The sequence below is a fragment of the uncultured Porphyromonas sp. genome (assembly GCF_938023125.1).
GTDB lineage: Bacteria > Bacteroidota > Bacteroidia > Bacteroidales > Porphyromonadaceae > Porphyromonas.
In genome coordinates, this window is record NZ_CALHDW010000002.1 from 13,547 (window position 1) to 35,563 (window position 22,017).

The window sequence follows — 22,017 nt, forward strand, 5'->3', positions numbered from 1 at the left end:
TTAGGGAGATTATTGGGGTTATTTCTATTTAGGATTGTAGGGAAGTGGGGGTAGATTCGGCTCTCTTACAACGGACGATAGGGAGTACAATCGAGAGTAAAGCCATGAGTAAAAGAAGTATGCTTGCTGACCAAGCAACCGCTTCGAGTGTGGAGATACTCCTAGGCGAGAAGGTGAAGCGCAGGGTGTGCTCTCCGCCGGGGACAATGACTGCGCGCAATACATAGTCCGCCCGTAGGATCTCTGTTTCTTTATCATCGATTGTGGCATGCCATCCCTCGGGATAGTAGATTTCGGAGCAGACCGCAAGGGCTGTCTCTCTGTTTTTTGTCTTATACACGATCTCTTTTGGGGTATAACTAACAATCGATATAGAGGCCGTGCTATCGGTTTGCTGTGCTGGGAGGGAGCGCAAAACGTCGCTAGCAAACCGCTCATCTACCACCGCCGTAGTGCGAAGGTCTACCTTGCGGAGAGCTTGCATCTCGCTATTGGCATCGGGCACGATCTCTACCTTTTGTGCAAACCAAGCCGCTCCGTATGCATTGGGGTTGAGGATGGCTTGAGGCTGCCCCTGCGGAGTAGGTTGTATCACGTAGCGTGTATTGAGCATATTTACTACCTCTATATTGATTGCAGAGGCATCGTATTGCCCCCCTCTCTGGGGCGTTAATTGGTGCGTTATCAGGTCTTGATAACGTTGTAGTTTGGCAGCATGATACCCTCCAATGCTGTGGTGCCATCGGCTGGTTGTGGCATCGTTGAAGGTATTGACAGATTGGTTCCAAACTCGGAATCCGGGGGTCTTGTCCGCTAGGATTGTCTCATCCGCAGGCGTCTTGGGGGCAGCCATGGCACTGACCTCCCTTTGGGGGCGAAACATTCCGTCGTTGAGGTAGCGTTTATCTACCATCCACAAGTCCACAAGGGAGAGTACACCTATGAGGGCAAATGCCGGGAGTGCTTTGAGTTTCCCCCGGCAGTAGATAAGTAGGATACCTCCCGAGAGCACGATAAAGAGAAGAGACCTCCAAGCATCAGCTTGCAGCATAGACTTGCGTACCGACACAAGGGCGTCTCGAAGTCCTACATACTCGGGGTTTTGCAATACGAGAGCGGATAGTTGCTCCTGCTCTGCATGAGATAAGAAGCTAACCAGTAAGCCGGGGGCTAACGCGTAGACGAGGCAAATAACGAGAGGTATCCCTAGAGAAATGCCAAGGGCGAGTCGATTCTTCATCACCTCTTGAGGAGCGCGAATCACTTCTACCAGGGCAAGAATGGCGAGCGTGGGAATGGTAAACTCTGCAATGACCAGTATAGAGGAGACTGCTCGGAAGTTGTTGTACAATGGGAAGTAGTCGATGAAGAGATCGGTCAGTCCCATAAAGTTTTTGCCCCACGAGAGGAGAATGGAGAGAATGGTAGTTGCAAGGAGAGCCCATTTGACAGGGCCTTTTACAATAAAACACCCTAAGAGGAAAAGACAGAGCACGAAAGCCCCCACGTACACAGGGCCGGAGGTGAAAGGTTGCTCACCCCAATAGGCAGAAGCCCCGGCTATTACCTCGCGATATTCCGGCCTTACCTTGGATAGTCTTGCAGGTTTGCTGCCGATAGGCTCGGAGGCTCCTCCTCGTACGTTGGGTACGAGTAGGGTCATGGTTTCTCCTACGCCATAGCTCCATTGCGTGATGTACTCTCGTTCCAAGCCTTCTGGGTTGGCTTGCGATGATGCGCCTTGCGGAGCCGTGGGGTCTGGGATGGTCAATTCGCTTCCCCCACGCATCGTCTGTTTGGCATACCTATAAGTGTGGTATAGATTGGTGGCATTGATCGCTACTCCCACCAGCCCGGCAATAAGAGCCACAGCGGTAGATTTGGCAAACTGAGCCATCTTTTTCGTGCGTATGGCCTCTACACCCCATGCTATGACCAGTGCTGCCATAACGAACAGGAAGTAATAGGTCATTTGCACGTGGTTGGCGAGGATTTGCATCGCCGTAAAGAATGCCATCGTAACACCCCCTGAGAGCCACTTGCCTCTGTATATCCAAACAAGACCTGCGATAGTGGGTGGAATATAGGCTAGGGCTGTGAGCTTCCAGATATGCCCGGCGGCAATTAGGATTACAAAGTAGCTCGAGAACGCCCACATTATCCCCCCAATGGCAGCAAGAAGGTTGCGAACTCGCAACGATTTTAGGAAGATGAAAAACCCTACCATTAGGGCAAAGAGAAGCCACCCTAGGCTACCCAAGAATGCCCTCAAACCATATAGTTTCTCCAGATTCATCCAGGGGCGAGTGGAGGGGTACGAGGGGGCTATTTGGTACATAGGCATCCCCCCAAAGAGACTATTGGTCCAATAGGAATGCTCTCCGGTGGCGGCCTCAAAGTCTCGTACGTCTTGAGCGGTGCCCGAGGCTCCTGCAATGTCTTGTTGGAAAAGCCCTCTTCCCTCAAGGTTGGCAGGGGCGAAATAGACAAAGGTAATGGCAGCAAAAAGCAGTATAATGCCTATGTAGGGGAGGGCTTTGCGAAGCCAATGGGGTAGAGAGAGAGCCATAGTTTATTTGTAAAATGTTTGATTGAAGGCAGAGAATTCGGGGCGGCGGAGCACAACACAACGCCAAGCTGCAATGAGAAGCCCCGAGCCGTAGCCAATAACTTGGGTAAATGAAGCCCTGATAGCAAGTAGGGCGATGGTGAAAGAATGGGTCTTGAGAAGGGCGTCTACAAAGAAGAGTAGAGCAAGTAACAGGATGGGTAACCAGACAAGAGTAGCCCAAGCTCCCAACAAGGGTAAGAGGATAAGCCCCAAAAGAAACAGAGCTACAATCCCCAGGGTAGCTATGGAGGGAAGCAAATGAATCAGCCTTAGGCTATTGGGATGCCTCTTGCTTAGGTGAATACGTGCTATGCCGCTATTGAATACTTGGCGGAAGAATTTGCGAAAGTCCACACGTCGCTTGTGGTACACCTTAGCATCTTCTAATAGACGCACATGGGCTCCGCGCTCATGGAGCCGCATACTAAAGTCGAGATCCTCGCCAAAGCGCATGCCGGTATCGAAGCCGTGTACCTCTTGGTAGAGAGTTCGCCTACAACCGAGATTGAAGCTCCGAGGAAAGTAGTGACTTACTCGGCGTTTTCCCCCTCGTATCCCTCCGGTTGTTAGGAAACTTGTCATCGAGTAATTGATGGCTTTTTGTACGTTGGAGAAATGCTCGTGCGCTGCATCGGGCCCCCCGAAGGCATCCAAAGGCTTGCCTATACCATCGTAGTAATTGATAGCCGCTACAACGTTTTTGATGTAATCCGGGGGGAGGACGACATCCGAGTCTAGTATTACAAGATACCGCCCTTGGGCTTGAGAGCTTCCCACATTGCGGGCATTGGAAGGCCCTCCATTGGGTATGGCAATGTATTGAACAGGGAATGCACCCTCGTAACGCTCTACCACCTCTTTACAAGGAATAGCCGATCCATCTTCCACAATAATAACCTCATAACAGAAAGGTTTCTGACCAACGAGAGAGGCTAGTAGCTCCTCAATCTCGTCGGGGCGATTGTAGACCGGTACAATTATCGAGAGTAAAAAATCCTCCATAGCACCTCTTGCGTATGTTGCTTCTAGTCCGAGGAGGGGATATTTACTCCCCGAGAGACCACTCAGCCCCCTGTTTGGTGTCCTTTACGATGAACCCTAGTTCGGCAAGGCGGTCGCGTATCTTATCGCTCGTAGCCCAGTCTTTGTTGTCTTTGGCTGTCTTGCGGATTTCCATCAAGAGGTCCATAGCACCCTTGTAGGCTTCTGCCCCCGAAGATGTGGATTCACGCTCATCTTGCATCCCGAGTATATCGAAGAGGTAGAGACGGAATACGCGCTTAAGTTCGGCAAGATCGCCTTGGGTAAGGCTCTCTTCTCCGTTGCGTAGGCGGTTGATCTTGGTCGCAGCTTCGAAGAGGGTTGCTATCACGATGGGGGTATTTAGGTCATCGTTCATTGCCTCCTGAGCCGCCTTCTCAATCTCTTTAGGATCAAAAGTGCTTGTTGCCCCGGGGGCGAGTTTGTCAAGAAGCGCATTGGCATCAAGTAAACGCATCAGCCCCTTGCGAGCCGCTTGTAGTGCTTCGTTGCTAAAGTCTACCGTGCCTCTATAGTGAGCCCCTAGGATAAAGAAGCGAATGGTCATGGGCGAATAAGCCTCTGCAAGCTTGGGGTGACTGCCGGTAAAAAACTCGTCGAGGGTAATGAAATTGCCATAGCTTTTTCCCATCTTCTTACCCTCGATGGTAATCATGTTGTTGTGCATCCAGTAGTGCACGAGCTCGTGCCCCATAGCGGCTTCGGCTTGGGCTATCTCGCACTCGTGGTGGGGGAATACGAGGTCCATGCCACCTCCGTGTATGTCGAACGGCTCTCCCAGATACTTACGCCCCATGGCGGTGCACTCGCAGTGCCAGCCGGGGAATCCTTCGCTCCAAGGGCTGGGCCAGTGCATCAGGTGCTCAGGCTTGGCACACTTCCAGAGAGCAAAATCCAAGGGGTTGCGTTTTTCGTCTTGCCCATCCAGCGTGCGGGTATTGGAGAGCATGTCTTCGATGTTGCGTCCGCTGAGCTTTCCGTACCCTTTTTCTCGGTTAAACTTCTCTACGTCGAAGTATACAGAGCCTTTGCTCTCGTAGGCATATCCGGCTTTGAGGATCTCCTCTACCAATCGGATTTGTTCGATGATATGCCCACTTGCCATTGGCTCAATACTTGGGGGGAGCACATTGAGAGCCTCCATGGCATGGCGGTAGCGAGTAAGGTAAAATTGCACCACCTCCATAGGCTCAAGTTGCTCTAGACGGGCTTTTTTTGCCACCTTATCTTCGCCATCGTCGGCATCGGCTTCGAGGTGTCCTACGTCTGTAATGTTGCGTACATAGCGCACTTTATAGCCAAGGTGCGTTAGGTAGCGATATAGTATGTCGAAGGTGATAGCGGGGCGAGCATGACCGAGGTGCGCATCCCCGTACACTGTAGGACCGCAAACGTACATGCCTACATGGGGAGCCGCAATTGGGATAAATTGTTCCTTCTTGCGTGAGAGTGTATTGTAGAGGTAAAAAGGGTGTTCCATTTTATTTCTTTCGCTAAGTGTATTACAATTCTAGTTACAAAGGTAACGAATACCCAGCAACCCTCCATTCTCTTTGTGGGCAGGATCTGTTTCGTTATCAGCCGGCAAAGGGGGAGAGGGTGACCTCGGGAGCCCCCCTCTATCTCTGTACGCTTTACAGCCTGCATGTAGAGCGCGGAAAATCGTTGGCTGGATTTTCTCTTTTTTTTAGCTGAAATAGAGGTGGAAAACAGGCTGATTTTTCAAAAAGTTTTAGGCAGAAAGTGAAGGGGAAACTAGCTGATTTCTGAGAGAAAATAGGCCTGCGATCCGTTCGCTTCTCGGATAAGAGTTTTTTTTTGGTAAGAGAGCCTTCTCCCGAGGTGGAGCACGAATAAAAGGGGGGCGGCTTTATCCTCAAGGGGGGGGAGGGCCCTTTGTTAAAGCGAATCGGGATGGCATTGCGCCAGATTCGTTATCTTTGTACTTGAATAAGTAGATTATATAGAGATCAATCGTATGTTTTCAGGAATCGTAGAGGGCACTGCCCAGGTCAAAAATATTCGTCAAGATGGAGACAATATCCACCTTACACTCACCTCTCCTTTTAAGGAAGATCTGACCATTGATCAGAGTGTGGCGCACAACGGAGTTTGTCTCACGGTAGTTGCCCTTGAGGGGAATGATTACACAGTAACAGCCATCCGAGAAACGTTGGATCGTTCGAACCTAGGCCTTTTGCACGAAGGGGACCTCGTGAATGTAGAGCGCAGCATGTTGCTGGATAGCCGTCTCGATGGGCATATCGTGCAGGGTCATGTGGACTGTACAGCGCGTTGTGTAGACCGCCGTGAAGCCAATGGTAGCCACTACTTCCGCTTCGAGTATAGCGTCCCCCGGGAGATGGCTCGCAAGGGATACACTACGGTAGAAAAGGGCTCTGTGTGCGTCAATGGCGTGAGCCTGACTGTATGTAACTCCACCGATACGAGTTTCGAAGTGGCCATTATCCCCTATACTCTAGAGTATACCAACTTCTGCCGTATAGAAAAGGGGAGTGTGGTAAATCTTGAGTTCGACATCATTGGCAAGTATCTTGCCAAACTAAAAAACTTTGACTAAAGGCGAGTCTCTCTATGGATGCTCAGGCGCTTTATGATCTTTTTCGCTCAAGACAGAGCGATCGGCATTACGATACGACCCGTACTATCCCTCGAGAGGTGCTACAGCGTATTGTAGAGAATGCTCTTCTTGCCCCCTCAGCTACCAATCAACAACCTTGGCAGATTGTAGTAGTAGATACTCCGGACTTGTCTCAGAAGGTAGCTTCGGCGGCGCGTTCGGGGATGTTGGGTCAGAATAAATTCCTACTTCAGGCTCCTATTCATATCCTGATCATTGGCGATAGACCCGGAGCCTTAGCCGCGACGATGGGGAAGACTTTTCGCGATATTAATTACGTGCCCTACGACCTTGGGATTCTCATTGCACACTTAGTACTCGCCGTGGAGGCTGAGGGGCTTGTGTCTTGTATTGTGGGTTGGCTTAATGGACGCAAGGTGGCCAAGGTCTTGGGGATCCCAAAGACCAAAAAGGTGCTCTTCGATATCTCCGTAGGCTACTCTCTAGACGCCAAACGCCCCAAAAAGAGAAAGAAGCCCGAGGATTGTATTCACTATAATGGGTGGTAGTGCCTTAGAGGATCCGGTGAACAAATCATTTTAGAGAGTGTTTCTGTAGATACAGACCTCAGGGGTTGTATTCTCTGCCCCTCCCTCTCAGAGATCCTCCACAATGGTGCATCCCCTTACGAAAAGAGACAAACGATTATTTATTACATCCTATACAGAGAGATAGAGATTGTACTGACAAAGCATGAAAAAAGAAGATAACCTTCTGCCCTGGTCGAGCTATTTCGACTTTTTATCAACAATAACCATTCCATTCCCTCTCCCGTACCAAATCATGGAAGAGTTTGTGGAAGATGCCCGCAATACGAAGGTCCTTTCGGAGCCTTTGCCCTTCCTTCCTTTGCGTGGGTCCGTTATGTTCCCACATGTCACGATGCCGATGGAGTTTTCCACTCCACGCGAGCAGGCTTTGCTTAAGCATCTGCATGACGGGGATGGTTACTTTATAGCGACCGCCACAACCCCCGATGTAAAGGGGCACGAAGAGCACGAATACGACAAGTTTTGCTACAAAGTGGGCGTGCTATGCCGTCTTGTGCGTGTTATTGCCATGGACGAAGATAGTACGCAAACCATTGTTTTGGGTTTGAGACGGGTGCGTATCCACACGATAAATAGCCAATCTCCCTTCTCTTTTGCAGAGGTAAATAGTTACCAAGAGGTGCTTGCTTCTAGCAATGAAGAGGAGAATGTCTATCTGCTGGGGCTTGTAGATAATATCCTTGTCGCTTCGCAAAAGAATGTATCTAAGGCATTCGATAACCTATCTAAGGAGATTTTCAAAAACCTAAAGGATAGTAATGATCTGCAGTTCATCATCAACTTTGCCGTTCAGAGCTCATCGCTCACTCCCTACGTTAAGCAGGAGCTACTCGAGCTAAGGTCTATCAAGGCAAGGGGGGAGCGTATCTTTGAGATTCTCGACAAGGAGAGTCAGTTCCTTTCTATTCGAGAAGACATTCGTAGAACGGCTCGCAAGGCCATAGATCGCAACCAAAAGGATTTCTTTTTGCAGCAGCAGATTAGTGCCATGCAGCAAGAGCTTGGGGGGGGGGACGCCATGGATTCACCCTTCTATGAGCTGATAGAGGCGGCAAAAGATAAGAAGTGGAGCGAGGAAACGGCCCAAGTTTTTGCAAAGGAGCTGCGCAAACTCGATAACTATAATCCACAGAGCCCCGACTATGCCGTTCAGTACCAATACTTACAGACGTTGCTGGAGCTCCCCTGGAACGAGTACTCCGAAGATCATTTCGACCTCGCCCAGGCACAAAAGATACTAGACCGAGATCACTTTGGTCTTGAGAAAATAAAGGAGCGCATCATAGAGCATCTGGCTGTGCTCCGCCTTAAGAAAAATATGAAGTCTCCCATCCTTTGCCTCTGGGGCCCTCCCGGAGTGGGGAAAACCTCTTTGGGCAAGAGTATTGCTGAGAGTTTGGGGAGAAAATATGTACGTATCTCTCTTGGTGGGGTACACGACGAGGCTGAGATACGAGGCCACAGACGTACCTATATAGGGGCTATGCCGGGGCGTATTATCCAAGCCGTCAAGAAGGCAGGGACTGCTAATCCGGTGATTGTGCTCGACGAGATAGACAAAGTGAGCAGCGATTACAAGGGAGATCCCTCAGCTGCCCTCCTAGAAGTGTTAGACCCCGAGCAGAATAATACATTCCACGACAACTACATCGACCTCGACTTCGACCTCAGTAATGTTTTGTTTATAGCTACGGCCAATACCCTTAGTACCATCTCTCGTCCCCTTTTGGATAGAATGGAATTACTTGAGCTATCCGGCTATATCACCGAAGAAAAGGTCGAGATCGCCAAGCGACACCTCGTGCCTCACCAATTAGAGGAGCATGGATTGAAGAAGACACAAGCCAAGTTTAGCAATCACCTACTAGAGAAGATCATCGAGCAATACACCCGTGAGAGCGGTGTACGTGCACTTGAGAAGCAACTCGCCGCTGCCATGCGTAAAATCGCCAAAAAGGTAGTTGCAGAGGAGCCTTACAATGTCTCCATCAAAGAGAGTGAGCTAAAAGAATACCTCGGCCCTGCGCCTTTCTCTCGTGATATGTACCAAGGGAATAAGTACGTTGGCGTGGTAACCGGGCTTGCTTGGACGCGTGTAGGTGGAGAGATTCTTTTCATAGAGTCGAGTCTGCACAAGGGCAAGGATAGTCGTCCCACCCTTACGGGAAATCTTGGCGATGTGATGAAAGAGTCCGCCATTATAGCCCTAAACTACACCCGGGCGCATGCTGCGGAGTTGGACATTGACCCCGAGCTATTTGCCACCAATGAACTGCATATCCACGTACCCGAAGGGGCAATCCCCAAAGATGGTCCCTCGGCAGGTATTACGATGGTAACCTCCATTGTTTCGGCATTCACCCAGCGTCTTGTGCGTGAGCGTATTGCCATGACCGGGGAGATTACCCTACGTGGGAAGGTATTGCCCGTGGGTGGTGTGAAAGAAAAGATCCTCGCCGCTAAGCGTGCCGGCATCACCGATATTGTGCTCTCGTCGGAAAATAAAAAAGACATCGACGAGATTAACGAGATATACACCCAAGGGATAACATTCCACTACGTGGATGACATACGCCAAGTTTTAGACTTTGCACTACTCCCCAAGGGGAAGAAAAAGAAATGATTTTGTCCTAAAACATACATCCATTCCTAGTTATGATACAAGATGTAGACCTCACCACTCATCAGTACCAAGAGGTGCTTAGAGTATGCCGTACACTCTACAGCCAAAAGTTGCAAGACTATGGAGTGGCATGGCGTATACTCCGTCACGAGTCGCTTACGGATCAATTATACATCAAGGTAATGCGTATCCGTAGCATTGAGAGAACGGGAGAGGCTAGGGTAGACGAGGGGATTATTCCTGAGTTTATCGGGCTGGTCAATTACGCCATTATGGGACAGATACAGTTAGAACTAGGGGAAGCTGATAGCGTCGATCTCGAGGTGGCGGATGCTTTGCGCCTCTACGATGCCGTTGCCGAGCGCACCTTCCGTCTCATGATGGACAAAAACCATGATTATGGAGAGGCTTGGCGCTCGATGCGTACGACCTCCTTTACCGATATGATTTTGTCTAAGGTACTCCGTACCAAACAGATTGAAGATAATAATGGAGCTACGCTGGTATCCGAAGGCATTGAGGCGAATTACATGGATATAGTAAATTATGCTATCTTCGCCCTTATAAGGCTCATGGTAGAATGAAATTAGCTACAAAACGTATTCTAGTAGAGGTTGCAAGATTCCTTCTTGCCCTTACTTTCCTTTTTTCGGGGATTGTAAAGGCAATAGATCCTGTGGGGGCGAGTATCAAGGTAGGAGAATATTTCACCTCCTTCCAAATGCCCTTTATGACCTCCTTTGCGATGCCCGTTGCCATTGCACTCTCCACCCTCGAATTCATGCTGGGGGCATTGCTTCTTATGGGTGTATGGCGCAAGCTAGCCGCTTGGGGTACAGCCTTGCTCATGGGGTTTATGACGCTGCTTACCCTCTATCTCGCACTCTACAATCCGGTGGCGGATTGCGGCTGTTTCGGGGATGCTTTTAAGCTAACGAACTGGCAAACCTTTGAGAAGAATGTAGTCCTCTTCTCTGCGGCTCTTGTCTTCCTCTTTGGCTCGAAGCATATATCCGGAGCCTTTACTTATAAGGCGGTGTGGATCCCTAGTTTGTTTGCCTTATTGGGTATTTTGGTTTTTACGTTTGCCAATTATTGGCACCTTCCCATGCTTGACTTCCGCCCCTATAAGGTGGGAGAAAATCTTCGCTCCTTGGTGCTTGTGCCCGAGGATGCTCCTCAAGATGAGTACGCCTATGAGTTTATCTACGAAAAGGATGGAGTGCAAAAAACATTCGATATGGACAACCTCCCCGATAGCTCTTGGAGCTATGTGGATAGGCACGACAAGCTTATATCCAAGGGTTACACACCTCCCATTACAGACTTTATCCTCTTTGCGGGGACTGAGGATGTCACGTATGATGTACTGATCAATGAGGGAGAGGTTGTCTTTATTACCACTCCAAATTGGACAAAGGTCTCCCCATCGTTGGGCCCAGAGCTAAACCTCTTACAGGAAGCTGTTGAGGAGCGTTCGGCTACGCTGTATGCCCTCTCTAGCTCCACATTCGAAGAGGAAAAGAACTGGAGAGAGAGCACCGGAGCCTCTTATGAGTGCCTATTCCTCGATGCCACAACCATTAAGACAATGGCACGAGGGGTGCCCTCTATCATCTTTATAAAGGACGGCGTGATCTATCGAAAGATGAATGGACACGATCTGCCCGGCACCCGGGAGGAAATGGGAGAATTGCTAGAGAATACATATGCACAAGGAGTACGTCACGAGGAGTATTTACTACGGTCTATCCTTCTGATAATTTGGTTTTTATATACCCTTGTATCCTTGATTGTTACCTCTACGCGTCGTGAGATTACCAAGTCTCGCACGCTGCCTATCCCTCCCTCTGCATAGCAAAGAATATTGTTTTACCTAAAATACGTACAACACCATTATGAGAACAAAAATTGTAGCAGGCAATTGGAAAATGAATAAGAGCGTTGCCGAAGGTCTCGAACTAGTAGAAACTCTCCAAAAGGAGCTGAAGGAACAGCATCCGAATTGTCGTGTTATTGTTGCACCCCCCTTCTTGCATCTTGTGCCGATGGTAGAGCGTGTTGATCAATCCATAATAGGTATAGGTGCGCAAAATTGTGCCGATCATACTAGTGGAGCTTATACGGGAGAGGTGGCTGCTCCTATGCTAGCGGCTAGCGGTGTTCGTTACGTAATTATAGGCCACTCCGAGCGTCGTGCTTACTATCATGAGGATAGCGAAACTCTCGCAATAAAGGTGGATTTAGCTCTTGCAGAGGGGCTTACTCCCATCTTCTGTGTAGGGGAGCAACTGGAGGATCGGGATGCAGACCGCCATTTTGAGGTGGTTGAAAAGCAGATCAAAGAAGCTCTATTCCATCTCTCATCAGAGGACTTCTCTAAGCTAATCCTTGCTTACGAACCCGTTTGGGCTATCGGTACCGGTCGTACGGCCACTCCTGAGCAGGCTCAGGAGATGCACGCTCGTATCCGGGCTTTTGTAGCCTCTAAGTATGGTCAAGAGGTAGCCGATAATTGCTCAATCCTCTACGGTGGTAGCTGTAAGGCTTCTAATGCAAAAGAACTTTTTGCCAACCCCGATGTAGATGGCGGTTTGATTGGTGGTGCTGCCCTTGCTGCTGATACTTTCCTTCCCATTATCCGTGCTTTTGATAAATAACGGATCCTCTCCCTCTCCGGAAGTAGAGTAGAAGAGTCGCTTTATTCTCAATTAATACAACGTAAGATGGTTCGTTATTCGATCTCAAATATAACTAGTGGCCGTACCCTTTTGAGGGGTATGGCTCTAGTGCTATTCATCTCATTGATATCTTGTTTCCAAGGCTATGCTCAGACAGAGAAGGAGTCTTTGGGTCATGGTGCCAATGGTATTTTTGAGGCCCTTGCTGCCCAACGAGATGGACAGGGAACAATTGATATTACTCAGCCCGAAGACATTAAAAACCAAGTCGGCCTAGTGCATCATAAGCAAGCCCTCCACTCCGAGGGTGAGAGGAGCGGATCCTACACACAGCAGGGTTTTCGCATACAAGCCTATACGGGCAACCTTGCAAAATCAAAAGACGAGGCTTACCGCCGAGCTAAGATCGTAAATGCGGCCAATCCTGCATTGGGCTGCTACGTAACCTATAAGTCACCCTTTTGGCGCTTATCGGTAGGCGACTTCAAAACCCGAGAAGAGGCTCAGAAGGCTATGCAAGATCTCAAGAGAGCGATCCCTGCGATTGCTCCGGAGCTATACATTGTACGAGACAACATTAGAGTATCATACTAGTGAACAAACAATCCACATTCGACCCTCAGCTCTCTCCCGAAGAGATGGCCGAGATGAAACATCTTCAGCGTCGCATCCTTGAGCTGATCGGCGAAGATCCCGACCGAGAAGGTTTGATTAAGACGCCCGAACGGGTAGCTAAGTCCCTCCGATTCCTTACTAAAGGATACAGAGAAGACCCCGAAGAAATATTGCGCTCTGCTATGTTTCGTGAGGAATATCGGCAGATGGTGATTGTAAAAGACATTGACTTCTTTTCCATGTGTGAGCACCATATGCTTCCCTTCTTTGGCAAGGCGCACATTGGTTATATCCCCAATAAGTATATAACGGGGCTCAGTAAGATCCCCCGTGTTGTGGATGTTTTTGCACGTCGTTTGCAGGTGCAGGAGCGTCTTACTACGCAAATAAAGGATTGCATACAGGCGACTCTCAATCCTCTTGGTACCATCGTGGTTATAGAGGCGCAGCACATGTGTATGCAAATGCGTGGGGTAGAGAAGCAAAATTCGCTTACTACAACGAGCGACTTTACGGGTGCTTTTGAAGAAGCTAGAACTCGAGAAGAGTTTATGAATCTTATTGGAATTCGTCGCAATTAATACTAGAGATGGCTTTTAAACTACTGCTCCTATCTCCCGAGATAGAGGACTTTGAGCGTCTTCTAGAGGTGCCTGAGTCGGCAACCTTGTTCGATCTGCATCAGCTTATCTTGCAGGCGGTGGACTATCCCTCCAACCTGTTTACCTCTTTCATGTTGTGTGATGAGGACTATAACGTGCTGCAAGAGATTACCAACGATTCGACCTCCGAAGAGGAGCCTAGAACCATGCAGACTATATCGCTTAGCGAGGTAGTAACCCAAGAGGACCGGCAACTTGTCTATATCTTCGATACCCTCACGGAGCGCTGCTTCTTTGTCAAGTATGTAGGGACTTCTCCCTCATGCGAAGAGGAGGCTAAGGTGCTCAAGAGCAAAGGAAATGCCCCCAGCCCGATTTTGTCTGATGCCGAGATGGATGCCCTTCTTTTCGAAAATCCCCTAGATGAGCCCTCTTTCGAAGACTTCTCTCTGGATGAGGACGAAGAGGATTTTGGTGAAGATGCCTCTTTCGACGATAGCGATTTCTATAGTGATAATCCGGACTACTGATACTGCTACAAAGAGGGGACACGTCCTGCTTCTGGCGGGCCCTACGGGCGTTGGTAAGACGCGTCTCTCTCTTGCTCTGGCCCATCACTTTTCCGCTCCCATTGTGTCTGTGGACTCTCGGCAGATCTATCGGGAGTTGCCCATTGGCACCGCAGCGCCCTCTCCGGAGGAGCGAGCTGCCATCCCACACTACATGGTGGGGAATGCTACCATACATGATCCCTACAATGCGGCACGCTACGAGAGCGAAGTTGTCCCCCTTATTCAAGATCTGCTCCAGACGCATCCCATCGTCCTTTTGGTGGGTGGGTCAATGCTCTATATTAGTGCTATTACTCAGGGTATAGACAATATGCCGGATGTAGATGTAGCCATTAGAGAAGAGCTTAACGAACGCTACGCTGCAGAGGGTTTGGAGGGAATGCTCCGGGAACTTGCTCTCGTGGATCCCGACTATTATCACATCGTGGACCGCTGCAATCCCAAACGGGTAATTCATGGATTGGAGGTCTTTCGTACCACGGGCCAACCCTTATCTTCTTTCCGAACCAACACGAGCAAAGAGCGTCCTTTTACCATTATCCCCTTTGAACTGACCTCTCCTCGGGAAGAGTTATACCAACGGATCAATGCTCGTACAGAGCAGATGATGGCACAAGGTTGGCTAGACGAAGCTCAAGCCGTCTATCCTCATCGAGCCTTAAATGCTCTAAACACAATCGGCTATAAAGAGCTATTCTCCTATTTCGATGGAACAATCTCTCTTGACGAAGCTATCCATAAAATACAGCGTAACACACGCATATATGCGAGAAAACAGATGATGTGGTTTAAGAAACAGCACGACTATCATCGAGTGGATGCTTCTATATCTTCTCTTGCTGATATCCTCGATTTCCTTCCTCTTTAGTGCTAGAAAAGCCTTTGATCAAGGCTGGAAAAACTCGGTTTAGGGGTAAAATGCTCTTTTTAGACAAATATTTCCATGGAAAAGGTAGTGTGAATCATATTTATTAGTACTTTTGAGGACGAGAGTAGTCTCCTCTTCTTTCGGAGCTAAGGACTCTGTAACTCTCTTTTGTACGGGGGCGTTTAACCAGAGAGCTAGAGGAGATAAAGATTGAAATACAGAATAAGATTAATACGAAAACAATGAACAAGACTGAATTTATCGCTGCTGTTGCAGAAAAAGCCGGCCTTACTAAGGCTGATGCTCAAAAAGCTGTCAACGCTTTTACGGAAGTAGTAAAGGAAACGATGGAAAAGGGGGATAGACTTCCTCTCGTAGGCTTTGGTACATTCTCTGTTTCTGAGAGAAAGGCACGCGAAGGAAAGAATCCTCGCACTGGGGAAACTATCAAGATTGCTGCTCGCAAGGTAGTACACTTTAAGCCGGGTGCTAATCTTGATCTTAAGTAAGAGTTCTCTTGTAGCTTGTCGTAGCCTGTAAAATGATTTGCGGATCTCCCAAAATCGTGTAGCCGGCGACTAAGGCGACTGAAGAAACCTTCTATTTTTATAGAGACACCCCGAGGTAAAACTTCTTGCCCCGGGGTGTTTTCTTTTTTATGAGTGTGAGGGGGAGTGACCCCATTCTCTCTGACGGAAATGTCAATTTTCGCTCATCATTTTTACCTTACTCTTACTGATGTGATGTGACGAAGAAAGGACTGTTTCTTCTCCTTCTATGCTACCCTTTGATTAAGCCCTCACTAGGACCTTTTTTGTCCGATACCTCGCTTTTGTCCGGTGGGGTACAGATCCCAAATCTTTTCTCCCTGATTTTCTTTCCCTTTTTGGCCTATTTTGATCTGCTTTACAGGCTGATTCCTTTTAATTTTTAGGGCAGTAAGGGGGGAAGTTCTGCCTGAAAAGTTTTTCGTTTTAGCTCGAAATTATCCGAACCTTTAGAGTCGCCAGAAATTCGCCGCTAGTGCAACGCCTCGGCCACCAGCCCCACAAGGGATCCCCTCTCCACCTCCCGATTTCCTGCCTATAACGAATCTCTCCTTTCCCTATTAACCCTACACTTTGGGGGATATCTGGGGATAAGAAGGGGAAAGTGTAAATGAAATTTTATCTTAAATCTTTTGGTTGCCAGCTATTTTGTACCTTTGTTTTGTTACAACTTTGTATGCTAGGGGTAAGATGATTCAACATCAGAGCAAATACTTTTGTAGTGTGATTTTTCTTTAATAAGATAATTGGACTGGTCGTGAGTAACTTGAGTAATAGACTGAAACATCTAGCACAAGAAAAAAGAATCTCAGTGAGAGCGCTTGAGAGAATTATGCACGTTGCGAATGGTTATGTGAGTGGAATTGGAGAGACGATGGGGGCAGATAAGGCTGAAAATATTCTACAAGCCTTCCCTGATGTCTCTCGGAATTGGTTGCTATTTGGTGAAGGCGATATGATGGGGAGCTCCTCTAAAGTACAAATAGGAGATGGAGATCTGAATTATCAAGGCAACACAACGAATAATAAGGAGAGCTGGATTTATGAGGCGAACCTCCTCGAGAGAGCAATGGAAGAGATCGGTGAGCAGAGAAAACTCCTAACTAAAGCTCAGGAGCAGATAGATCGCCTCCTCTCGATAATTGAAAAGATGAATGATAAATAAACACATGGGCGTGAGATGGTTCCCATTAGCCTATGCATACTCCTTCCAAAATGATATATCCGAGTATAGAAGATCCCTTTGTAGGCGTTAGATAGTTAAAGTTATGAGTGTAAATCTTAGCTTAATCCTTCCCAATGAATGCTATGACATCTGGGATAATGCCCTTGCCACGAAAGTATTCTATAAAAAGATCGAAGAGATTGCAGAGTACTTTGGGGGGAGAGAGACGTTTGTTGAGAACATCTGTATCCATAATTCAGACTCTCCTGATTGGGGAAGGTTCCGCACTTCTTCGGAGGACCCGGAGGATTTGCTGGAGTATAGTTTTGAACTCCCTCTCATTCATGCTACTTGTTTGCTTAGACAAGGATACTGGGATATCTGGATTATGTCTCGCTATAGCACTTACTTTTGGCCCTATTCGGTGGATATCAATGGGCATATTCGCTCGTGGCCAAGAGAGGATGCCTTTGATGTTGCACGGATCTTTGGATTCTCCGAGGGTTGGATTTGCGATGAGTATCATTCGTGGAACTCCCTCCTCGATGAAGATCCTAATGCCAGTTTTGAAAAGTGGTGTGCCTATGGAGACAGTATAGAGGATGCCCAAGTTCATGAGTTCGACCTCTCTATCTTCAAAGGGAGAATGGAACAAGTTCTGGACTATCACCCAAAGTACCATGATCTTTTCAGTGAGTGTCATGCATTGGTGGCGACCCTGGAGCAGAAGTATCCGGACTATAAAATCCTTTCCCTAAATAGACCAAAGAATTGGGTTTTAACCGCTAAAGGTAAGGAACTGTATGTTTTAGACCCAACTACGGGGGAGTGTCTCACCCCTTTCCCTATTGACTGTTGTCATGCAAACTTTAATGGTGCAGGCTTCTCCGTATCCAAAGGGGAGGAACGAGCCTTCTTCAATAGGCAAGGGAAGCAGCTTACGGAGTTCCGAAAAGGTGGTTTTAGATGGAGTTGGGCGGAAGGGCTCGGCTTGAGTACTATCGTCATTAAAGATGAGGCTAGTGGGCGTCTCTTCTTAAGTGACGGCACTGAAGTCCCCCCTGACCAGCAAAACTAAAACCCACTTCCCCCCTTTTCTCCTTAGGTATGCGAAGATCTGAAAAATTGAAACTCAGTTGGGAATATGTAGGAGAGAGAAATCGTCCTTTTTATAGCAGACATTGATAGATATAAAATAAAGAAGTGATACAGAGCAATAAATAAGGTGTTGCCAATGAATACAACAATAACCCTGAGAGAGTACCTCAACAAGCACAAAAACTTTATTATCCCCTATTATCAGCGAGGCTATGTTTGGGGGAAAACAAGCTCCAATAACCAGACAGATTCGGCAACCTACATGATGCAATCCCTTCTTAAAGGATTTGTGGAGAGGCAAAGTTCCATATTTATTCAAGGTGTTACTGTTTCTGAAATGGAGGAGTCTATTGTACTAGTAGATGGACAGCAACGCACGACTTTCTTCTATCTTCTATTGAAAAGTCTAGGTTATCAAGATCATTTTGTTATCAACTACGAAGTTCGCGAAGAGTCTCAGAAGTTTCTTCAGAGCAGTGAATTTTTGGGAGACTTCAATACTCTACCTGAGGATACTGAGGAGTATCAAGACATTTATTTCTTCAAGAAATCTCTGTATATCATTAAGTCCAGGATCAAAGAAGTCCAGGATCCTGGACTCTTCCTTGACTATATCCTTGATAACGTCAAATTCCTTTACATTGATATTCCGAAAGAAAGGGCCACGATAGTATTCTCAATGATGAATGGGAATAGAGCTGAGATGAAACCGGAAGAGCTTATTAAAGCAGAATTACTTCGCTTGGCATCTCTTAGTTCTCCAGACCCTAATACCGGATCCGATGAGCATCTTTCTCGGGAGTGGGAGTGCAATATGCTGCGAAGTCGCTATGCTCGAGAGTGGGACAAATGGCTCCAATGGTGGAATAAAAAGGAGGTTCAGAATTTATACATGGTGCATAATGTTATGGGGCTTCTCGTATTAACTCTGCATCAGTCTATGGGCTTTAAAGATTTATCATTCGAAGGGTTCTGCGAAGGGTTCCTAAAAAGACAGCATCCAAAAGAAGCCAAGGATACTTTTGATAGGTTACGAAGACTTCAGAAGCGTTTCGAAGACGCCTTCAATACTCCTAGAATCTATAATTGTATTGGGGCAATCCTTAGGATAAGAGAAAAGGGAGATAAGAAAGAGTTTATAAAATGGTACTTTTTAGGAGAGAAGCCTCGGCAGGACGAGTTGGAGAGGTATTATTTCTTGGCTTTCCTAGATGTGACACATAAGGAGATTATAGAGAATAATGAGGAAGCAATCCGTAATAAGTATCAAAAAAGGAGAGAAGAACTAGAGGACAACTATCTCTATCTCACTAATCCAGAGGTGGCATTTCAGCTCCTTCTTAGACTGAATATAGACGAGGACAATCTTCAAGAAGATGGATGGGGAAGGAATTTTGACTTCTCTATTTGGGACAGAACGGATAGTCGTGGACGATCTCTAGAGCATATTTATCCTAAATCTAAAGTCTATCACACCTATAAGGATGTTGATAGAGAACAATTATTGAATGGTAATGACGAAGAGCTAACTAACTCCGATATTGATGGTTCATACATCCGAAGAGAGGACTGTGTGTACGATGGGGTTACGGCAAGCGAGCACTCCATAGGGAACTTAGTTCTACTCTATAAGGATGACAATTCATCTTTCAGTAATAGTTCGTTTGAAGAAAAGAAAGCCCTCTTCTTCAAGAAACTCAATAATAAAAAGATGAAAGAGGTCTTCAAGAGTAGACATCTACTGCATAGTATTTACAAATTTTCCAACTCCGAATGGAAGGGATCGGATATCGCTCAAAACAAGTTGCAAGTACTAAAAGAGTTTGACACAACCTATGAAAGATACATATCGATCAATCATGTACAGGAATAAAATCAACTTTGTTACAGGGGAGACCTATACCCTAGCAGAGCTCTTCTCCGGCAATCGTAGAATTATCATTCCAGACCTACAGCGCGACTATTGTTGGGGAGGTGTACGGAATCCAAAAACAGATTCGATCAAAGGGGAATTAGTCCGAGATTTTATTCAAGCTCTTATAAGTCAGTTTAGGAATAACGATAGGTATTTTACACTTAATCTAGGGCTCTTTTATGGCTATGAGATGCCGGCTAATCATATTCAACTCTGTGATGGTCAGCAACGTCTTACTACACTCTATCTTCTCTTGGGGATGCTCAATAAACGTGTTGGCAAGTTCCGTCAGTATCTCATATCCGACTATGAGTATAGCCTAGATGATAGAGAGCCCTATCTTCAGTATGCTATTCGAGAATCATCTCTCTACTTCTTAAGCGATCTTGTCTGTCGATTCTTTATCGAAAACTCGGATGCAGTGAGATGCATTAGAGATGCGGAATGGTACTTCAGAGACTATGACTACGATCCGAGTATTGGATCTATACTTCTTGCTCTGGAGTCGATAGAGTCGATACTAAAGGACCAAGAAGATGCTTGGTGTGAAGACTTTGGGAATTGGCTTCTTCATGGACTCACATTCATGTATTTCGATATGGAGACCAGATCTAATGGAGAAGAGACTTTTGTTGTTATCAACACTACGGGGGAGCCTCTGTCGGTGACTGAGAACCTAAAACCCCTAGTTATTAATTCTGAAATCAATAAGAAAGAAGAAGATCTTGCTACAAAGTGGGAGAGAATTGAGACTTGGTTTTGGCGCAATCGCAGGGCTCCTAATGACACTGCAGATGTGGGATTCTCAGAATTCTTGCGATGGATCTCTATTATTGAATATACGGTCGGAGGCGCATCACAAAGAACTAGTCATAATGAAACAGAGGGGCCACGCAAGTTGGCGAAAAAGATTCTGAAAGGGGAAGAAATATACAAGTTCCCCTATGATGATATTTCATTTGATACAATATACAAGTACTGGCAAGCTCTTAAGTTGATTGTTGGTGAAAACAGAAATGTTTACAATTTCGAAGAAGACCTACTATCTCCTAAAAACAAAAAGATTGAGCAGAAAGAATGTTTCGTCTTGCTCCCTTTGCTACGCTTTGTCTACAATCAAGGGGGGGCCATCCAAGAGAGACAATGTCTCAGAGTATATAACTTCTTCAAAAACTTAATCCGTATTGACAATGTCCAGAAGTCGGTAAACGATCTAGTCTCCGAGACTCTTGACCTTGTTGAGCAAATCGCAGACTCCGATATTACCTCCTTAGTCAACGTTAAAGATGAGTTTAAGATACTTTCTAAAGAAGAAATACGGAAGCTAGAGATTCTTAGAGACTCTGACTGCCGTGAGGAAGTTGAGGAGCTATTCTGGAGTCTCCAAGCACAAGATCTATGGGATGGCGAGATCTTGCCAATTATCGAATGGGCTAGCCATAATGGAGAATTTGATTTCGATCTCTTCCGACAATACACTGAACTTCTTGATAGATTGTTCTCAGGAAAGGTCGAATATGAGGACCTTACTCAAACACTGCGTCGTTGCATAATAGTTTGTTTGAAGTCCTATGAACCCATTGCACGAGGGGCATATAGAACATTTGGTTGGCTCTGGAGTGAGTGGAAGAAGTTCTTAAGTCAAGATTGTTCCCAGATAAAAGCCTTTCTTGACTATCTCCTAAAAGAGGACGCTTTGAGTGTCAATAAGGGTTGCGATGAACTCCTGGCCCTTTTGGAAAGATATATTAATGAGCATATTGACCCAAAGGAGGAATATAGCGAATTTGCCAAAGATGATTACTTACTCTCTTTCACGAATGATTCTGGAGCTTGTGATATAATTTGGGAAGCCAACGATTGGAAAATCTCTACCTCAGGTAGCACCGTAAAACATACAGCTTTCATTTCTCGACGCAATGCTTATATCCTCAAGAGCTTCGAGGGAGGGTATGAAAATAGAGGATGGAATCAAAAGCTTCTTAAGCATGATGGGTGGACTGTTTGGTACTGGGACGCTTCCAAATATGAACTCAATTGTATAGTTCTTCAATACAAGAATATCAAGCTCGATATACGGTTCCTCTCGAAGAGCAGCAGTAGCTCTACTGGAGTACTGAGGATCAATCTGAAGGATACGGACAACAATACGGACCTCTCAGCTTATCCAAAGTTGCTTGAGGTGTTTGGTTGCTCTAAAGACCAAAAAGAGGAGGTCGTCAAGGAGGTCAAATTTGACACTTTTGATCCTTCTAAGATCAAAGAAGAACTCGAAAAGCTTATGACAGAGGTAACTAATTCATTTCTTTAGATAGAGGTTTCGGAGACTTTAGCATCGTTTCTATTCGATGATTATTCCTCAAAACAACCCTAGATGAGCCACGCCATTCAGCCTCTAGAATCTCCCCTTGCAGATATTTAAGGGGGGAAAGCATGCGGTTGGGTGAGTAGAATATAGAATGAAGTACCTTTGAGTAGAAGACAGC

At 46.7% G+C, this 22,017-nt stretch carries 18 protein-coding genes; 15 read left to right on the plus strand and 3 right to left on the minus strand.

Going from position 1 to position 22,017, the window contains the following annotated elements:
* Positions 1-28 precede the first annotated feature (28 nt).
* The 3 genes from Q0090_RS00170 to cysS are packed head-to-tail and all read right to left on the minus strand — an operon-like array spanning position 29 to position 5,132.
* A complete protein-coding gene (locus Q0090_RS00170) occupies positions 29-2,569 on the minus strand; it encodes a hypothetical protein (RefSeq protein WP_297946172.1) in 2,541 nt (846 codons plus the stop codon).
* A 3-nt stretch (positions 2,570-2,572) separates the two neighbouring features.
* Positions 2,573-3,613 carry a glycosyltransferase gene (locus Q0090_RS00175; RefSeq protein ID WP_297946175.1) on the minus strand — a complete coding sequence of 347 codons (1,041 nt, stop codon included), beginning with the start codon at positions 3,611-3,613 and terminating at the stop codon, positions 2,573-2,575.
* Between the two features lie 43 nt (positions 3,614-3,656).
* Positions 3,657-5,132 carry a cysteine--tRNA ligase gene (gene cysS / locus Q0090_RS00180; RefSeq protein ID WP_297946178.1) on the minus strand — a complete coding sequence of 492 codons (1,476 nt, stop codon included), beginning with the start codon at positions 5,130-5,132 and terminating at the stop codon, positions 3,657-3,659.
* Positions 5,133-5,630: 498 nt separating this feature from the next.
* Between cysS and Q0090_RS00185 the strand changes: the two genes are divergently transcribed.
* The 15 genes from Q0090_RS00185 to Q0090_RS00255 all read left to right on the plus strand — a co-directional run bounded on the left by Q0090_RS00185 (position 5,631) and on the right by Q0090_RS00255 (position 21,842).
* On the plus strand, positions 5,631-6,233 hold the full coding sequence (locus Q0090_RS00185) for a riboflavin synthase (protein ID WP_297946181.1): 603 nt from the start codon (positions 5,631-5,633) through the stop codon (positions 6,231-6,233).
* 14 nt (positions 6,234-6,247) lie between these two features.
* Positions 6,248-6,802 carry a nitroreductase family protein gene (locus Q0090_RS00190; protein WP_297946183.1) on the plus strand — a complete coding sequence of 185 codons (555 nt, stop codon included), beginning with the start codon at positions 6,248-6,250 and terminating at the stop codon, positions 6,800-6,802.
* Between the two features lie 184 nt (positions 6,803-6,986).
* Complete coding sequence (gene lon, locus Q0090_RS00195) at positions 6,987-9,467, plus strand: endopeptidase La (protein ID WP_297946186.1); 2,481 nt, start codon at positions 6,987-6,989, stop codon at positions 9,465-9,467.
* A 32-nt stretch (positions 9,468-9,499) separates the two neighbouring features.
* A complete protein-coding gene (locus tag Q0090_RS00200; protein ID WP_297946188.1) occupies positions 9,500-10,051 on the plus strand; it encodes a DUF1599 domain-containing protein in 552 nt (183 codons plus the stop codon).
* Positions 10,048-11,325 carry a BT_3928 family protein gene (locus Q0090_RS00205; protein WP_297946191.1) on the plus strand — a complete coding sequence of 426 codons (1,278 nt, stop codon included), beginning with the start codon at positions 10,048-10,050 and terminating at the stop codon, positions 11,323-11,325. The genes Q0090_RS00200 and Q0090_RS00205 overlap by 4 nt, the downstream gene beginning before the upstream one ends.
* A gap of 40 nt (positions 11,326-11,365) precedes the next feature.
* Positions 11,366-12,127, plus strand: coding sequence for a triose-phosphate isomerase (tpiA, locus tag Q0090_RS00210; RefSeq protein ID WP_297946193.1), 762 nt, complete (start codon positions 11,366-11,368; stop codon positions 12,125-12,127).
* A 120-nt stretch (positions 12,128-12,247) separates the two neighbouring features.
* A complete protein-coding gene (locus Q0090_RS00215; protein ID WP_297946195.1) occupies positions 12,248-12,742 on the plus strand; it encodes an SPOR domain-containing protein in 495 nt (164 codons plus the stop codon).
* 44 nt (positions 12,743-12,786) lie between these two features.
* Positions 12,787-13,344, plus strand: a complete 558-nt coding sequence (gene folE, locus Q0090_RS00220) for a GTP cyclohydrolase I FolE (RefSeq protein ID WP_297946516.1) — start codon at positions 12,787-12,789, stop codon at positions 13,342-13,344.
* An 8-nt stretch (positions 13,345-13,352) separates the two neighbouring features.
* Positions 13,353-13,895 (plus strand): hypothetical protein, encoded by a 543-nt coding sequence (locus Q0090_RS00225; protein ID WP_297946198.1) that lies wholly within the window; start codon positions 13,353-13,355, stop codon positions 13,893-13,895.
* The gene (gene miaA, locus Q0090_RS00230; RefSeq protein ID WP_297946201.1) at positions 13,876-14,805 is read left to right on the plus strand and encodes a tRNA (adenosine(37)-N6)-dimethylallyltransferase MiaA; all 930 of its coding nucleotides are present in this window, start codon (positions 13,876-13,878) and stop codon (positions 14,803-14,805) included. Before Q0090_RS00225 ends, miaA begins: the two co-directional genes overlap by 20 nt.
* Before the next feature lie 227 nt (positions 14,806-15,032).
* Complete coding sequence (locus tag Q0090_RS00235) at positions 15,033-15,314, plus strand: HU family DNA-binding protein (RefSeq protein WP_297946519.1); 282 nt, start codon at positions 15,033-15,035, stop codon at positions 15,312-15,314.
* Between the two features lie 871 nt (positions 15,315-16,185).
* Entirely contained in the window at positions 16,186-16,518 is a 333-nt protein-coding gene (locus Q0090_RS00240; RefSeq protein WP_297946203.1) for a hypothetical protein, read from the plus strand.
* 103 nt (positions 16,519-16,621) lie between these two features.
* Positions 16,622-17,596 carry a hypothetical protein gene (locus Q0090_RS00245; RefSeq protein WP_297946206.1) on the plus strand — a complete coding sequence of 325 codons (975 nt, stop codon included), beginning with the start codon at positions 16,622-16,624 and terminating at the stop codon, positions 17,594-17,596.
* A 156-nt stretch (positions 17,597-17,752) separates the two neighbouring features.
* Complete coding sequence (locus Q0090_RS00250) at positions 17,753-19,489, plus strand: DUF262 domain-containing protein (RefSeq protein WP_297946209.1); 1,737 nt, start codon at positions 17,753-17,755, stop codon at positions 19,487-19,489.
* A complete protein-coding gene (locus Q0090_RS00255; protein ID WP_297946212.1) occupies positions 19,452-21,842 on the plus strand; it encodes a DUF262 domain-containing protein in 2,391 nt (796 codons plus the stop codon). The genes Q0090_RS00250 and Q0090_RS00255 overlap by 38 nt, the downstream gene beginning before the upstream one ends.
* The last annotated feature ends 175 nt before the right edge of the window (positions 21,843-22,017 follow it).

What these genes read in the sequence shown, in the direction of transcription:
- Q0090_RS00170 (WP_297946172.1), bottom strand. Translation starts at nt 2,569, where the DNA reads ATGGCTCTCTCTCTACCCCATTGGCTTCGCAAAGCCCTCCCCTACATA.
- Q0090_RS00175 (WP_297946175.1), bottom strand. Translation starts at nt 3,613, where the DNA reads ATGGAGGATTTTTTACTCTCGATAATTGTACCGGTCTACAATCGCCCC.
- cysS (WP_297946178.1), bottom strand. Translation starts at nt 5,132, where the DNA reads ATGGAACACCCTTTTTACCTCTACAATACACTCTCACGCAAGAAGGAA.
- Q0090_RS00185 (WP_297946181.1), top strand. Translation starts at nt 5,631, where the DNA reads ATGTTTTCAGGAATCGTAGAGGGCACTGCCCAGGTCAAAAATATTCGT.
- Q0090_RS00190 (WP_297946183.1), top strand. Translation starts at nt 6,248, where the DNA reads ATGGATGCTCAGGCGCTTTATGATCTTTTTCGCTCAAGACAGAGCGAT.
- lon (WP_297946186.1), top strand. Translation starts at nt 6,987, where the DNA reads ATGAAAAAAGAAGATAACCTTCTGCCCTGGTCGAGCTATTTCGACTTT.
- Q0090_RS00200 (WP_297946188.1), top strand. Translation starts at nt 9,500, where the DNA reads ATGATACAAGATGTAGACCTCACCACTCATCAGTACCAAGAGGTGCTT.
- Q0090_RS00205 (WP_297946191.1), top strand. Translation starts at nt 10,048, where the DNA reads ATGAAATTAGCTACAAAACGTATTCTAGTAGAGGTTGCAAGATTCCTT.
- tpiA (WP_297946193.1), top strand. Translation starts at nt 11,366, where the DNA reads ATGAGAACAAAAATTGTAGCAGGCAATTGGAAAATGAATAAGAGCGTT.
- Q0090_RS00215 (WP_297946195.1), top strand. Translation starts at nt 12,248, where the DNA reads ATGGCTCTAGTGCTATTCATCTCATTGATATCTTGTTTCCAAGGCTAT.
- folE (WP_297946516.1), top strand. Translation starts at nt 12,787, where the DNA reads ATGGCCGAGATGAAACATCTTCAGCGTCGCATCCTTGAGCTGATCGGC.
- Q0090_RS00225 (WP_297946198.1), top strand. Translation starts at nt 13,353, where the DNA reads ATGGCTTTTAAACTACTGCTCCTATCTCCCGAGATAGAGGACTTTGAG.
- Q0090_RS00240 (WP_297946203.1), top strand. Translation starts at nt 16,186, where the DNA reads ATGCACGTTGCGAATGGTTATGTGAGTGGAATTGGAGAGACGATGGGG.
- Q0090_RS00245 (WP_297946206.1), top strand. Translation starts at nt 16,622, where the DNA reads ATGAGTGTAAATCTTAGCTTAATCCTTCCCAATGAATGCTATGACATC.
- Q0090_RS00250 (WP_297946209.1), top strand. Translation starts at nt 17,753, where the DNA reads ATGAATACAACAATAACCCTGAGAGAGTACCTCAACAAGCACAAAAAC.
- Q0090_RS00255 (WP_297946212.1), top strand. Translation starts at nt 19,452, where the DNA reads ATGAAAGATACATATCGATCAATCATGTACAGGAATAAAATCAACTTT.